At 54.9% G+C, this 15,038-nt stretch carries 10 protein-coding genes; 9 read left to right on the top strand and 1 reads right to left on the bottom strand.

Annotation, left to right across the window (positions count from 1 at the left end; all coding sequences use genetic code 11):
- Nucleotides 1-55: 55 nt before the first annotated feature.
- On the bottom strand, nt 56-1,834 hold the full coding sequence (locus tag FBQ85_00420) for an SLC13 family permease (protein ID MDL1873627.1): 1,779 nt from the start codon (nt 1,832-1,834) through the stop codon (nt 56-58).
- 106 nt (nt 1,835-1,940) lie between these two features.
- Here FBQ85_00420 and bshC point away from each other — a divergent pair, with 106 nt between their 5' ends.
- From bshC to FBQ85_00375, 9 genes are all read left to right on the top strand, one after another.
- The gene (gene bshC / locus FBQ85_00415) at nt 1,941-3,557 is read left to right on the top strand and encodes a bacillithiol biosynthesis cysteine-adding enzyme BshC (protein ID MDL1873626.1); all 1,617 of its coding nucleotides are present in this window, start codon (nt 1,941-1,943) and stop codon (nt 3,555-3,557) included.
- An 87-nt stretch (nt 3,558-3,644) separates the two neighbouring features.
- On the top strand, nt 3,645-5,057 hold the full coding sequence (locus tag FBQ85_00410; GenBank protein ID MDL1873625.1) for a hypothetical protein: 1,413 nt from the start codon (nt 3,645-3,647) through the stop codon (nt 5,055-5,057).
- A 266-nt stretch (nt 5,058-5,323) separates the two neighbouring features.
- Nucleotides 5,324-8,722 (top strand): hypothetical protein, encoded by a 3,399-nt coding sequence (locus FBQ85_00405; protein MDL1873624.1) that lies wholly within the window; start codon nt 5,324-5,326, stop codon nt 8,720-8,722.
- 7 nt (nt 8,723-8,729) lie between these two features.
- The gene (gene bshB1 / locus FBQ85_00400) at nt 8,730-9,503 is read left to right on the top strand and encodes a bacillithiol biosynthesis deacetylase BshB1 (protein MDL1873623.1); all 774 of its coding nucleotides are present in this window, start codon (nt 8,730-8,732) and stop codon (nt 9,501-9,503) included.
- Nucleotides 9,504-9,539: 36 nt separating this feature from the next.
- Entirely contained in the window at nt 9,540-9,917 is a 378-nt protein-coding gene (locus tag FBQ85_00395; protein ID MDL1873622.1) for a hypothetical protein, read from the top strand.
- Nucleotides 9,918-10,004: 87 nt separating this feature from the next.
- Nucleotides 10,005-11,129: an N-acetyl-alpha-D-glucosaminyl L-malate synthase BshA gene (bshA, locus tag FBQ85_00390; GenBank protein ID MDL1873621.1), complete on the top strand. Its 1,125-nt coding sequence runs from the start codon at nt 10,005-10,007 to the stop codon at nt 11,127-11,129.
- 72 nt (nt 11,130-11,201) lie between these two features.
- On the top strand, nt 11,202-12,434 hold the full coding sequence (locus tag FBQ85_00385) for a 2-isopropylmalate synthase (GenBank protein MDL1873620.1): 1,233 nt from the start codon (nt 11,202-11,204) through the stop codon (nt 12,432-12,434).
- 443 nt (nt 12,435-12,877) lie between these two features.
- Entirely contained in the window at nt 12,878-13,306 is a 429-nt protein-coding gene (locus FBQ85_00380; protein MDL1873619.1) for a deoxyribonucleoside 5'-monophosphate N-glycosidase, read from the top strand.
- A gap of 215 nt (nt 13,307-13,521) precedes the next feature.
- The coding region (locus FBQ85_00375) for a LysM peptidoglycan-binding domain-containing protein (GenBank protein ID MDL1873618.1) at nt 13,522-15,038 on the top strand (1,517 nt) is incomplete at its 3' end.

Genomic DNA, 15,038 nt, shown 5'->3' with positions numbered 1-15,038 from the left:
TTCGTCCGGTGGACATTTCGAAGGAACCTCTTCTACAAATTAAGGTACCAGCGCACTAGAACGGCCAGAACTTCGGAATCAACAGAATGGCCAGTATCCAGAACAGTAAATTCAGCAACGTACCGGCGCGCAAAAAATCCGCGAATTTATACTGGCCCGGGCCATAGATCAGCGTGTTGGTTTGATAGCCAACCGGCGTCATGAAGCTCAACGATGCGGCAAAGGTCACGGCCATGAGCAAGGGTCGCGGACTCAATCCCAGCGATTCTGAAGCGGCGAGGGCGATGGGCGCTAACAGCGCTGCAGTGGCGTTATTGGACATGACGTTGGTCAAAACCGTGGTCAACAAAAAAAGCGCCGCGAGCAAAGCCAGTGGTCCCCACGGCCCGATGCCGGCAATGAGGGCATCCGAAACCAGCAGCGCCGCGCCGGTTTTCTCCAACGCCGCGCCTAACGACAGCACACCGGCCAGCAGAAAAATCACTTTCCATTCAATGGCTTTGTAAGCTTCCTCCAAATCAAGACAGCCGACGAGGATCATCAAGATGGCGCCGGCAATGGCGCTGCTTACAATCGGTATAATGTTGAACGCGGCGGCGAGCACAACGCCCGCGACGATCGCTATTGCAGGGATAGCCTTGCTCTTGCGAAACGTGGGCAGACCGACTTCGGAAACGACGAGGAAAGCTTCATGCTCCTCGAGGTGAATGAGATGATCGCGCCGAATCTTCACTAACAATACGTCGCCCGCGCGCAGGGTGGTGCTTTCCATCTTTTCATGCACGGTGGCGCCGCGATGGCGCAAGGCCAGCACCGTGCCGCCGAAATAATTGCGGAAGCGGATGTCCTTTAACGTCTTGCCGTCCAACACAGAATTGGGCGCGATCACGGCTTCCACTAACATCGCTTCCTCAGACTCCAGCTCCTCATCGCGCCATTTGATTTCCGGCTTCAGAATAATGCCCTTGCGTTCCTGCAGTTGTTTTATCTTTTCGATTTCGCAGCGCACGCGCAACACGTCGTTGGCCTGCAGCACAGTTGCCGCGGTGGGAAGGGGAATCAGCCGGTCCTCGCGCTGCACTTCCAGAATATCGAGATCGAGATCTTTGACCAAAGGCGAATCCGCCACGGATTTGCCGACCGATTCCGCCTCCGGCAGCAGCACCACGTCGATCAAATAATCGCCCATGCCAAAGGTTTGCATGAGATCACCCTTGCCGCGGCGGTCGGGAATCAAGCGGATGCCGATGAAGATCATGTACAGTATGCCGGCGGCGAAGAAAATTGCGCCCATGCGCGTGAACTCAAACATGCCGAAGGTCGGCTGGCCGTGGCGTTCGGCAATGGCGCTGACCAGAATATTCGTGGAGGTGCCGATCAGCGTGCACACACCGCCGAACATCGAGGCGAACGACAGCGGCATCAACAGTTTCGAAGGGCTGACACCGAGATCGCGCGCGACGCCCAGCAGCAGCGGCAAGAAAATCGCAACCACCGGCGTGTTGTTGATGAAGGCCGACAAGCCGCCGGCGATGAGCATGGTCACAAACAACGCCAGCCAAAGATTGAGTTTGAAGAGCCGGCTCAAGACGCGGCCAAGATGATTTACCGCGCCGGTTTTGAACAAGCCGGCGCTGAGCACGAACATGGCGCCGACTGTGACGGTGGCAGTGTTGCTGAAGCCGGCGATGCCTTCTTCCGGCGAAATGATGCCGCTCACCAGCAACACACCCATCACCAGCAGCGCCACCAGATCAACCGGCAGTTTCTCGGTGGCAAAAAGGATGACAGCAAGGATAACAAGGACAAGAACAAAAGCTATCTCAAAGGTCATGATGGCAGGGAAAATGGTTGAGGTCAATCTCACGCGCCAAAATTCATTTGTATCCTAAGCAAATTTTCATTATTTATCAAACCAAATTTCGAAAGGATCTATTGGCATGCACATTCCCGCGGCCCAATTGCCGGGCACGAGTAAGCTTTATTCAACCTATCTCAGCGATTTCGAGCGCGTGCGCGAATTTTTTAACGTCGATTTTCGCGCTCTGGAGCCGTTGCAAGCGCATGCGCAACAAGTGGCGCGCCGTGATTATCCCCGGGCTGCGGTTGCTGAAATTTTACTGCGTCAAAATCAAAGCTGGGGCGCGGGTGAACAGGTGAGAAGCAACATTGCCGCGCTGGCGCAACCGGGAAGTATTGCGGTTGTCACCGGCCAGCAAGTCGGCATGTTTGGCGGTCCGCTGTTTACCTTGTATAAAGCGCTGACGTGCTTGAAGCTCGCCGCCAGCCTGCAAGCGCGTTTGCAGCGCGAGGTGGTTCCGGTTTTCTGGCTCGCCGCGGATGACGATGATCTCACGGAAATCGATCATCTGCTTTTGATGACGCGCGACAACAATCTCACGCCTTTTTCGTGCCTGCGTGATGCCGCACAGCGCCGGCCGGCCGCGCAAGTTCATCTTACGGAGGATATTGCCGCCTGCCATCAAGCGTTGGCGGATGCGATTGTTGATTCCGAATTCAAAACCGAGATCCTTGCTGCGCTCGCGCAAGCTTATGCTGCGGGACGTTCGTTGCCGGATGCCTTCGCGCTGTGGCTGAATTATTTGCTCGGCGATTTCGGCTTGGTGATGCTCAATCCCGCGGATGCGGAATTGCGCCAGCTCGCCCGACGCATCTTTCTGCCGGAAATCATGCAAGCCAGCCCGTCGACAAAAGCGGCGTTGCAAACCAGCGCGCGGTTGGAGCAGGCGGGATATAGTGTGCAGGTGCCGTTGCGGCCCGGGCGTTTCAATTTGTTTTATGTCGATAGCGCGCGCCATGCTCTCGAACAAAAAGAAGGCCGCTGCGTCAGCACCGACGGGCAATTTGAGTTTTCCTCGCAAGAGTTGCAGCAGCGCGTGCAAGAAACGCCGCAGCAATTTTCTCCCAATGTGATTTTGCGTCCGGTGCTGCAAGATTTTCTGTTGCCGAATGTCGCCTATATCGCCGGACCGGGCGAAATTTCTTATTTTGCGCAATTACGCGGCGTTTACGAAAGCTTCGGTGTGTTGATGCCCGCCATCTTCCCGCGCAAGTCGCTGACGCTGCTCGAAGCGAAAGTGAAACGCGTGATGGAAAAGTATGATTTATCGTTGCGTGAATTCTGGAGCCGGCCGGAGGATTTAGTGACGCGCGTCGCCCGCCAGGAAGCTCCGGAGGGTTTATTTGAGCCGGTGGCGGCAGCGCGAGATATGCTCGGCGGCAGACTCGATGAGTTGAAGCAACGCGCTGTTGCGCTTGACCCGACGCTTGCCGGTTTCATTGATAAAGAACGCGGCAAAATTTTCCATCAACTGGAAATCATCGAAAACAAATTATTGCAAACCTCCAAACGCCAAAACGAAACATTGCAGCAGCAAATCATGAAAGCGTCCCATGCCTTGTTTCCACAGCAGCGCTTGCAGGAACGCGAGTTCAATATTGTTCCCTTTTTGTGCAAATACGGCAAAAATGTCGTGCGGCAGATTCTTGATGAAATGGAGTTGCAGAATTTTGATCATCAAGTCATTGAGTTGTGAGATGAATGTTCGGGTTTCGCGATGGGGGCGAGAAGTGGAGCTGTGTGCAGGTATCATTTCTAAAGTAAACCTGAGAAGGAGGAGGCCATGTTGTCTCAAACAAACCGTTGGTATTTCCTGTGGTTCTTATTCGTCTGTTTATTGGCGGTCAAGCCGGCCACGAGCCAGGATTTGCAGTGTTTCGTCCTGACCCCGCCGGATCAAATCCTCGCCGGCGTCAAGCAGATCGCCATCGCCGATTTCAGCGTCACTTCGAGCTACGCGGAAGACGACGCGCCGAGCGGCAAAAAAAACACATTTGACAAAATCCTGGGCGCAGTCGAAAAAAGCGCCGCAGCCGAGCGCAACAAAACGCGCTTCAACGATGCGGGCCGCAAATTGTCGGACTTGATGACCGGTGCGTTGATCAAAAGCGATCGCGGCGTCGGCAACGTCAGCTCGGGCTTCCTGGGGCTTGGCTCGAAAGAGGGTAAAAGCTTTCAGTCCGGCGCGTTTACCAATATTTTCCGTGTAGTCGAGCGCTCGCAAATTCAACAAGTGATGAATGAGTTGCAGCTCTCGCAAACCGGCGTGGTCGATGAAGCCTCCGCAGCGCAAGTGGGCCGGGTATTGGGCGTCGATGCCATCGTCATGGGCAATGTCAATGTTTCCTTTCAAGATCGCTGGCTGAAAGAAGAACGCGAGAAGGACAAGAAGAAGTATCAGGTTGATTGCGAAAAGCGCCAGGCCAATGTCAGCGCCTCGATTCGCATCATCAAAGTGGAAACCGGCGAAGTGATCGGCACGAAAGACGGCCAGGAGAAGCAGGAAAAGAAGAAATGTGAAGGCGATTACGGCGATTTGCCCTTGCCGGAGGCGCTGGTTGATCAATGTCTGGAAAAAGTCGCCGATGAGTTGGTTGACTATTTCGCGCCGGAATTCGCCTTGCAAAAGCTCAAATTTGAATACGACATGGGCAAAGATTACAAGCGCCACACCGACATTGCCAAGCAGGCGATTAAAGACTACGATCTCAGCACCGCCTATTTGCAGTTTGCCGCGATCGTCGAGCAGGATCCCTACAATCACGCGGCGAATTTCAATGCCGGCGTGTTGCACGAGGCAGTGGGCAATTTTAAGAAGGCGCAGGAAAAATACAATTTCGCCTTCAGCCTCAAAAGCGACGAAGGCAAATATCGCGACGCGCAGAAGCGCATTGCCAAGCAAACAACTTTTTGGGATCAACTCAACACGCTGGGCATCGTTTTGCAAGAGCATGAATTCAGCGCTACGCAGGCGGAGTTGAAATCCGCCACGGTGACGAAAGTCGTGACCAAAGGCTCAGGTTCGATCCGCCTTGACATCAAGGCCGAACCGAATGCTGCCAGCGCCACCGTGGTCAAGGTGCCGGGCGGCATCGAACTGGAGTTGCTCGAATCTTCGAAGGATTGGTTTAAAGTTAAGCTACCTGACGGCAAACAAGGCTATCTTGCCGCCAGTCAGGCGCAAATTCGAAAATAGTCAGCGGCCGTGTGAAAACTTTTGGGCGCCACGCGGGCTGAGCTGGTGACGTGGGCTGAGCTTGTCGAAGCCTGCCCTTGTCGAAGCCTGCCCCTGTCGAAGCCTGCGCTTGTCGAAGCCTGAGCCTGTCGAAGCCTGAGCCTGTCGAAGCCTGTGCCTGTCGAAGCCTGAGCCTGTCGAAGCCTGAGCCTGTCGAAGCCTGTGCCTGTCGAAGCCTAAGTTTTCACCCAACCATATATTGCCTGAACGATGGGAGTTGACAAAGCATGCAGTGTTCCAATTGTGGTTTTGAGAACTCGGATAAGCTGAAGTATTGCGGCGAATGCGGCGCGCCTCTGCCCGTGCTTTGTCCCAATTGCAGCTTTGTCAATCCTGCACAATTTAAATTTTGTGGCCAATGCGGCACTCGCCTGACGGAGCCGGTTTCTTCCCACCCCGGTCCAGGTGAAAATGTTGAGACCAGGAATCGTGTTGCGGCCAAAGTTCCGGAGGCCGAACGCCGGCAGCTCACCGTGATGTTTTGTGATTTGGTCGGCTCGACGGCGCTCGCGACGAAACTCGATCCTGAAGAGTTGCGCGAAGTGGTGCAGCAGTATCAAAAAGCCTGTGCGGACACCGTTAATCGTTTTGACGGCCATATCGCGCAATACCTCGGCGACGGCGTTATGGTTTATTTTGGCTATCCGGTCGCGCATGAAGATGATGCGCGCCGCGCTGTGCGCGCCGGTTTGGAAATCGTCGACGCGACGCAAAAGCTCAATGAACGTTTGCAGCGGGATTTTCATGAAAGCCTGGCGGTGCGCGTCGGCATTCATACCGGTTTGGTGGTGATCGGTGAAATGGGCGGCGGCGCAAAACGCGAGCAGCTTGCGCTGGGCACGGCGCCGAATATCGCTGCGCGGTTGCAGGGTTTTGCAGAGCCGAATACCGTGGTGATCAGCTCGGCAACGCATCATCTCGTGCAAGGCTTTTTCAAGCAGCAGTCGCAAGGCATGCGGGTGTTGAAAGGCATTGTGCCGCCGCTTGAAATCTTTCGCGTGTTGAACGAAAGCGGCGCGCACAATCGTCTTGAGGCGACCATGAATGCCGGCTTGACGCCGCTGGTGGGCAAGCATAAAGAATTGCAGGAACTGGTCGCGGCATGGCAGCGCGTCAAAAGCGGCGAACGGCAGGCCGTGCTGCTCAACGGCGAAGCCGGTATTGGAAAATCGCGTTTGTTGCATGCGTTCAAACAACAGCTTGCCCATGAGCCGCATCTCTGGTTGGAGTGTCACGGCTCGCCTTATTTTCAAAACAGCGCATTGCATCCCTTGATCGAATGGTTGCAGCGCGTGCTTGATTTTCGCCGGGAGGACGCCTGTGACGTTAAAACCAAAAAGCTCGAGAATTGGCTCAGCCATTATCAACAACCGGCTTCTGAAACGTTACCACTGTTTGCGGGGCTGCTTTCCGTGCCTCTGGGAGATTGTTACAACCCGCCGAAACTGAATCCTCATCGCCTGAAACAGAAAACCCTGGAAGCATGGCTGGCCATTTTGATGGAGATGGCGCAGCAGCAGCCCGTGGTTCTTGTGGTTGAAGATTTGCATTGGGCCGATCCTTCCACGCTCGATATGCTTAACCTGCTGCTGCAATCCACCCAAACCGCGCGTTTGCTGGCGTTGTTCACCTCGCGTCCGGAGTTTATGCCGCCGTGGGGCGAAAGTCCTGATGTCGTGCAAATCAACCTCAACCGCCTCACACAAGATCAAGTTGAAACGATGGTGGCGCAGGTGACCGGCGCAAAAATGCTGCCCGCGCCCGTGCTGCGGCAAATCGTGACCAAAACCGACGGCATCCCCTTGTTCGTGGAAGAACTCACCAAGATGGTGTTGGAATCCGGTATGCTGCGGGAAGACAATAATCATTTCGAATTGAACGGCGCGCTGCCGCCGCTTGCCATTCCGGCCACGCTGCAGGACTCGTTGATGGCACGGCTTGACCGCCTGGCGCCGGTTAAAGAAGTGGCGCAATTGGCCGCCACTCTCGGGCGCGAATTTTCCTTTGAATTGATGAGTGCTGTGGCTCTGGTGGAGGAAACCACGCTGCAACAGGGTCTGGCGCAGTTGGTCAAGGCCGAACTGCTTTATGAAAATCCTCATCCCAACGGACACGGCGCCACGTATGTTTTCAAGCATGCCCTGATTCAGGAAGCCGCGTATCAAACCTTGCTGAAAAGCCGGCGGCAGTATTATCATCAACGCATTGCGCAAACGCTGGTGGAAAAATTTTATGACACGGCCTCCGACCAGCCCGAGCTGCTCGCCCATCATTACACCGAAGCCGGCCTGATCGAAACCGCGATCGCCTACTGGCAATGGGCCGGCGAAAACGCGATCCAGCGCTCGGCGAATATCGAAGCCATCAGCCATTTGACGCGGGGATTGGACTTGTTGAACACGCTGCCGGAAAACGCGCAACGCGATCAGCTCGAGCTTGAGTTGTTGACGTATTTGGGCGTTGCGACTGCAGCGACCAAGGGTTACACCGCCCCGGAAATCGAACGAATCTACCATCGCGCGCGCGAGCTTTGTGAACGCGTCGAGTATTCACCGCGCCAATCTTCGAGCATGCTGGGGTTGTGGAAAGGCACGTTGGTCCGCGCTGATTTTGAAAAAGCCCTGGCCTTGGCGCAGGAGTGCATGCGGCTGGCGCAAAAAAAGCAGAACGCCGAGCTGTTGTTGACCGGCCATCTGACGCTGGGCGTGACGCTGGCCAGTTGGGGCGAACTGGCGCGGGCGCAAGAACACTTAACGAAAGCGCTCGAGCTTTATCAGCCTTCGGAGCATCGCACGGACGCTTTTGAATATGGCGAAGACCCGGGCGTGGTTTGCCTGTCGTATCTTGCCGCCGCTTTGTGGATGCTCGGTTATCCCGAACAAGCATTGCAACGCAGCAATGACGCGCTGGCATTGGCGGAAAAACTCGCGCATCCATTCACGCTGGCGCTCGCGCTCAACTTCAATGGAGATTTGCATTATTTGCGCCGGGAACAGCACATGATGCTCGAGCGCGCAGAACGATTGATCGCATTGGCGGAAGAGCAGGGTTTTCCGTTTTGGCGCGCTTGCGGAGAAATTCAGAAAGGCAGCGCGCTTTTTGAGCGCGGCCAGCATGACGAAGCGTTGGCCCTGATCGATCAAGCCGTGGCGCATTTGCACGCCGGCGGCGCGCAAATTGGAGAAGCTGCGGGCCTGGCGCAACGCGCATTGGCTTATGGCAAAATGGGGCGTGTCGAAGAAGGCCTGCAAATCATTGACGAGGCCATCGAGATGGTGAAGAACGGCGGTGAGCGCCACATTGAAGCCGAGCAATGGCGCATCAAAGGCGAGCTTTTGTTGATGCAATCTGACAGCGGCAAATTCAACGGTTTGTTGCCCGCGCAGCAGCAGCAAGCGGAAGAATGCTTTCGGCGAGCCCTCACGGTGGCGCAACAGCAGCGCGCCAAATCCTGGGAATTGCGCGCCGCCATGAGCTTGAGCCGCTTGTGGCAAAAACAGGGCAAAGCCGCTGAAGCAACCGCGTTCTTATCGGAAATTTACCATTGGTTCACGGAAGGCTTTGACACGGCGGATTTGCAGGAAGCAAAGCAATTGCTGGGCGAATTCCATTTGGTTGAATCATAGAAAGAACATGTCCATCGATTTTCTTGCCCTGGCCGCGCATCCCGACGACATTGAATTGGGCTGCGCGGGCACGTTGATCAAGCTCGCAAAAATGGGTTATCGCACGGCCGCCTTCACGCTCACGCGCGGCGAAAGCGGCACGCGCGGCACGCCCGAGATTCGCCAGCGCGAGTACGATGCCGCCGCGCAGATCATGCGCGTGTCGCAACACGGCATGCTCGATATTCCCGATGCCGGTATCGAAGAAACTCAGATCAACCGCCTCAAACTTGTGCGCATCATCCGGCAATTGCAGCCGCGCGTGGTGGCAACGATGCATTGGCAGGCGCGCCATCCGGATCACATTCATGCCTCGCACTTGGTGCGCGATGCCGCAATGATTGCCGGCTTGAAGAATCTCGATCTCAGCCCGCTGGTTGGAGCGAGTGAAGCGCCGGATGAACTCAAGCGGCCGTGGCGGCCTTATCGCGTGTTGTATACGCCCGAGCGCTACGAGATTTCCGTGAGTTTCATTGTGGATATTTCGGATACCTTTGAAGAAAAAATGCGCGCGGTGTTGGCTCATGAATCGCAATTTCATGGCGAGAACATGCACAAATACGGCGCCGAGCGCACCATTATTTCACGCCCGGAGTTTTTGGAATTCATCACCGCGCAAAACCGCAATTGGGGCGCGATGATTGGCGTGAAATACGGCGAAGCGTTCATCGTGCGCGAGAGCGTGCGGCTCGATGATCCGGTGGCCGCGTTTGGCGCCTGGTGCGAAGATGCAATTCCCTGAATAAGTTTGATCGGTTTTTTAGCGGAGAGTCCTAGCATGCAATTTCCTCAAGGCGCCGGCGGCACCTCCGGCGGCGTCGGCAAATTTTTTCTCGGCTTCGTAATGGCGGTTGCCGGCGGCTATTTGTTGACGAACCAAGTGACGGTGACGAGCGGGTTTTGGCATTTTTTCGGCGTCAGCGCTTTCGGACTTTCGCTGATACCGTTTTTGTTCGGCGTTGGCCTGCTGTTCTTCAATGGCAGCTCGATGCTCGGCTGGCTGTTGACGATTGCGGGCGTGGTCATTATTTTCGCCGGCATTCTTACGCATCTCAATATTTACTTTCGCCCCACCAGTTTGTTCAACACGCTGGTGATGTTGATCCTGCTGGTTGGCGGCATTGGTCTGCTGGCGCGTTCGCTGCGCGCGCAATGACATGAGATCGCATGAGCTGAACGATAGAAGGTTTGTTGAGGGTTGACAAGAGTCAGCCTGAAGATTCGCATCTAAGAGACGACAGCAATGAAAATAGGCATGATTAGTTATCCCACGCTCGGCGGCTCCGGCGTGGTGGCCTCTGAGCTGGGCATGGCGCTTGCGCAACGCGGGCATGAAGTGCATTTTATCAGTCACGCCATGCCGTTTCGCCTGCGCGAGTTTCATCCGCGCATTTTTTTTCACGAAGTCGATGTTGCCACGTATCCGTTGTTCAAATATCCGCCCTATGACATCGGGCTGACCAATAAAGTCGTTGATGTGGCACAAGAGTATGACCTGGACATCATTCATGCGCATTATGCTGTGCCGCATGCGACGGCAGCGTATCTGGCCAAACACATCGTCGGCTCCGCAAAACTGAAAGTCATCACGACGTTGCACGGCACGGACATCACGTTGCTGGGCACAGATAAATCTTTTTATAGTGTGATCAAATTTAGTATTGAACAATCCGACGGCGTGACGGCCGTATCCGATTATCTGGTCAAGCGCACCAAAGACGAATTCAATATTAAGCGCGACATTCGCCGCATTTATAATTTCATCGATATCAAAAAGGGCCGGCCGGCGAAAGCCGGACCGTGCAAGCGCGAAATGTTTGCCCCGCACGGGGAAAGCCTCGTGGTGCATGCCTCCAATTTCCGCCCGGTCAAGCGCGTCAGCGATGTGGTGCGCATTTTCGCGCGCGTGCGCGAAAAAATACCGTGTAAATTACTGTTGGTCGGCGAAGGCCCGGAACGCCTGTTTGTGCAACAATTGGTCAAGGAATTGCGCCTGCGCGATGACGTGAGTTTTTTGGGATCGGTGGATTATCTCGAAGAAATTCTGTATTGCGCCGATCTTTTTCTTCTGCCGACCGAGCAGGAAAGTTTCGGCCTGGTTGCATTAGAAGCGATGAATTGCGGCGTGCCGGTCATTGGCACCGATGCCGGCGGCCTGCCGGAAGTAATCGAGCACGGCAAGAACGGCTTTTTGTTGCCGGTCGGCGAGATCGCAGCCATGGCCGAAGCCGCCTCGGATTTGCTGGCAGATTCGGCCAAGCAAATCGCATTTTCAAAAAACGCGCGCGCCCGCGCCGAGTTGTTCGATATCGAAAGAATTATGCCGGATTGGGAACGATATTATGACGAGGTATTGTCTGCCCGATGAAGGCTTGCAGCAACAGAAGAACGGGATTGACAGAGAAATTCGAAAAGAGGAGCTCGCAACCCGAGGCAAATCATGACCAGCTTAAATGAACACGATCTCATTTATGATTGGAACAAGCACGAGGGGCATTTCAAGCCGAGCAAGCCGGTCGAGTTTGACGACGAGACGCTGCGCGACGGTTTGCAATCGCCTTCGGTAACCGATCCGCCTATTGCCGAAAAATTTGGCATGCTTCATCTCATGCACCGGCTCGGCATTCAAGCGGCAAACATTGGCTTGCCGGGCGCCGGGCCGCGGGCGCGCGCCGATGTGCTGGCGCTGGCGCAAGAGATCGTGAACAACAAACTCAATATCTTTCCCAATTGCGCCGCACGCACGGTGGAAGCCGACATCATCCCGATCGTTGAAACCGCGCAGCGCGTGGGCATGGCGATTGAAGCGGCCACGTTTCTAGGCTCCAGCCCGATCCGGCAATTTGCCGAGAATTGGGATATCGCTTTTCTACAGCGCACGGTGGAGAAAGCCGTTTCGTTTGTGGTCAAGCATGGTTTACCCTCGATGTTCGTCACCGAAGATACCATTCGCTCGCATCCTGAAGACGTGAAGCTGCTTTATGCCACGGCGGTGCGTTGCGGCGCAACGCGCGTGGTTGTGTGTGATACCGTGGGCCACGCGACGCCGAACGGCGTCAGGGCTTTGGTAAAATTCGTGCGCGAGACCGTGCATGCGATTAATCCCGAGGTGAAAGTCGATTGGCATGGCCATCGCGATCGCGGCATGGCCATCATCAACACGCTGGCTGCAATTGAAGCGGGTGCCGATCGCGTGCACGGCACGATTCTCGGCGTGGGCGAGCGGGTGGGCAATGCGCCGCTCGATCACATTCTGGTGAATTGCAAGCTGCTGGGCTGGATTGACAATGATTTGACGGCGCTGCAAGAGTATTGCGATACCGTGTCGCGCGCCTGTGAAGTTCCGATTCCGCCGAATTACCCTGTGTTTGGCCGCGACGCCTTTCGCACCGGCACCGGCGTGCATGCGGCGGCGATCATCAAAGCACACAACAAAGGCCAGGATTGGCTTGCGGATTTGGTTTATTCCGGTGTGCCGGCGGGTTGGTTCGGCCGCAAACAGGAAATCGAAATCGGCCACATGAGCGGCGAGTCCAATGTGATTTACTGGCTCAAAAGCCAGGGCATCGCGCCGGCGCGTGAACGCATCGACGCGATTTTCAACAAGGCCAAAACCATGAGCCGCAACATGACGGACGCGGAAATTCATGAAGTCTTGCAGGCGCTGCCGTGATTTCTGGTACTACAACGTTAAGTCGAATCCTATGGCACAGACGAATAGCCCCAACAAAGGGGCGAAATGTAAAAGCGAAGGGCAACGCCCTGGGAAATCGGTAATCATGAGATATCACCAAGCCCCAGCGGGGCGCCATAGAACCACGTCAGGAATGCCGCCCCTTCAGGGCTAGATACGATAGATTTTATCGGTTCCCAGGGCGCTGCCCGTGGGCTATTACATGCGACCCCGTTGGGGTCATCAAGTTGGCCTTCGGGAGAAAACATTGTGCACTTAACGGTGTAGTGCTAGGGAGCGCTATTTAAATAATTTGCTCATTCTTGAAACCGCGAGTAAACGCGAATAGTCGCCAATCTTAAAATTTGCGTTTATTCGAGTCCCTTCGCGGTTTGAGATTTGGACAAGTTATTTAAGCGGAAATTCTCAATTCTGTGATCGTGATGAAAATCTATTTCTCCGCAGCGATCAGCGGCGGGCGTGACCGCCAGCCGCTTTATTACAAGATCGTGAATTTTCTGAAGGAATCTGGCTTGGAGGTTTTGACCGAGCATGTCGCGCATGCACAAGTGTTGCATCGCGAAGCGAATTTGAACGCGCAAGAAATTTTTAAGCGTGACATGAGTTTGATTGCGTTGTGTGATGGTCTGATCGCGGAGGTGAGCACGCCCTCGCTGGGGGTTGGCTATGAGATTGCGATGGCCCTGCGGCAGCCCAAGCCGGTTTTGTGTTTATGTGAAGAGGGCGTTTTTCTCACCCGCATTTTAACCGGCAACACCGACCCTTATTTAATCATCAAGTTTTACAAAAATGAGACGGAGTGGCAAAATTATCTCGCGGATTTTATTCAGCAACTCCGGCACAAGGCTTAGGCGGATTACCTATTCAAACATAGAATAAAATTCTGAAAGTGTTTCGCCCACTGAAATTCCACTGAAAAGGCTTTTCTTTCTGTGGCAGTTCTACTTCTACTGTGGGCGAAGTTTTCAAAGCCGCTCGAAGAGCTTCGATTTTCAGCTTGTCTGAAAATCAGTGTAGCCCTTAACGTTTTCAAGGATGAAAACGAAACCGCAAGGATGGCAAAATCATGGATGAGCCCCGCAGCATCGTGTCTCAGGTAATGTGCTTACATTTTCGCGCCCGCCTCGTTCTATTGTACGCCGGTTTTTTACTCGGGTGCTTGCAGCCTTATCAACGCCCGCCGGTAACGCAATCGCCGCAAGCGGACAGCGCGCAGGTTGCCGTTATTCCCGATACCACATCTCTTCCGGCCATCGTCCCCGAGGTAATCTCCAAAATTGATACTTCTTTTGCGGCGCCGCTTGCGACAGAAGATAAAGTCGAAGATAAAATTGTGACGCAATTCAAGGATAACCGTATCGCGGTGCAAGTGGCAATTGTTCCGCAAGAAAGCCGCCGCGCGTTGGGCGAACGCATTTTGCATGATCCCAGCACCTGGCAAGCATTGCCCGCCGCCAGCGTAAAAACCGATTCAGGAGAATACCTCGATGCGCCGTTTGCATGGTTGAACTACGAAGCCAAGAAGAAAGCGCTGCAACAGGTATTTCCACAAGATATCGAGCACGATGAGGGCTGGGTGCACATTGTGCAGCACAAAGGCGAGACGATGTGGGCGATTGCCGAGATTTTCACTGGCGAGGGCAATAAGTATCCCGAGATCGAACGGGCGAACAATCTGCCCTCGCATTCGCCGTTGAGCCGCGGACAACGAATTCGCATACCGGCGAATTTGTTGTCGAAGTCTTTGCGCGATCCTTCCTCGGCGGAATTTGTGGAGTTGCCGCAAGATACCCTGAGCGCGCCGGCAGCAATCGCGCGTGCGGCGGAGAAGCCGGTGTCGCACGATCCCGACCTGAAGTTCCGCAAGATTGGCGGAGAATGGTTCGGGGTTTATAAATTGCGGCGCGGAGAAGCGCTCTATAGCGCGGTGGTGGTGAGATTCACCGGCCGCGTCGACGCGGATGAGGTCAATCAAATCGCGCGGCAGCTTATGCGCATCAATAACATTCGCGATGAGACTGCCATACCGGCGGGCACCTCGATTCGAATTCCACTGCGTTTGATTGATGAAGCGCTGCTCACGGCGGAGGAGGAAGAAGCGCCGCTGGCGCAGGTGCGGCGCGGCCCCGGAAAGCTGCACGTGATTTTAGACGCCGGGCATGGCGGAAATGATCCCGGCACCATGGTGCGCGGCTGGCGTGAGGCTGATCTTGCCTATGATTTGATGCGCCGCTTGCAAGGCGAGCTGGAACAGCGTGGCGTTGTTGTACATTCGCTTGTGTCCAGCCGGCCGGGCCGCGCGGCGATGAGCAACGGCTATAACGATAAACGCCACAGATATGTTCTGGTCACGCCGCCTTATCTTATTGAAGACAGCCGCGTCGCCTTGAATTTGCGGATTAATTTGATCGACGCGATCTACGAACGGCTTTTGGCGCAAGGGGTTTCTCCGGCCAATATCATTTTGATCAGCATTCATCTCGATCATCTTCACCCCTCCGTCAACGGGGCGATGGTTTATTTCCCGGGCGCAAAAGAACGCACAGAGAGTTATGGCGCGTGGTGGGACGGCGTGTATGCCAG

It is taken from the genome of Cytophagia bacterium CHB2 (assembly GCA_030263535.1).
Classification (GTDB): domain Bacteria; phylum Zhuqueibacterota; class Zhuqueibacteria; order Zhuqueibacterales; family Zhuqueibacteraceae; genus Coneutiohabitans.
This window is presented reverse-complemented; position numbering and strand designations above follow the sequence as displayed.

What these genes read in the sequence shown, in the direction of transcription:
- FBQ85_00405 (MDL1873624.1), top strand. Translation starts at nt 5,324, where the DNA reads ATGCAGTGTTCCAATTGTGGTTTTGAGAACTCGGATAAGCTGAAGTAT.
- FBQ85_00420 (MDL1873627.1), bottom strand. Translation starts at nt 1,834, where the DNA reads ATGACCTTTGAGATAGCTTTTGTTCTTGTCCTTGTTATCCTTGCTGTC.
- FBQ85_00380 (MDL1873619.1), top strand. Translation starts at nt 12,878, where the DNA reads ATGAAAATCTATTTCTCCGCAGCGATCAGCGGCGGGCGTGACCGCCAG.
- FBQ85_00410 (MDL1873625.1), top strand. Translation starts at nt 3,645, where the DNA reads ATGTTGTCTCAAACAAACCGTTGGTATTTCCTGTGGTTCTTATTCGTC.
- bshC (MDL1873626.1), top strand. Translation starts at nt 1,941, where the DNA reads ATGCACATTCCCGCGGCCCAATTGCCGGGCACGAGTAAGCTTTATTCA.
- FBQ85_00385 (MDL1873620.1), top strand. Translation starts at nt 11,202, where the DNA reads ATGACCAGCTTAAATGAACACGATCTCATTTATGATTGGAACAAGCAC.
- FBQ85_00395 (MDL1873622.1), top strand. Translation starts at nt 9,540, where the DNA reads ATGCAATTTCCTCAAGGCGCCGGCGGCACCTCCGGCGGCGTCGGCAAA.
- bshB1 (MDL1873623.1), top strand. Translation starts at nt 8,730, where the DNA reads ATGTCCATCGATTTTCTTGCCCTGGCCGCGCATCCCGACGACATTGAA.
- bshA (MDL1873621.1), top strand. Translation starts at nt 10,005, where the DNA reads ATGAAAATAGGCATGATTAGTTATCCCACGCTCGGCGGCTCCGGCGTG.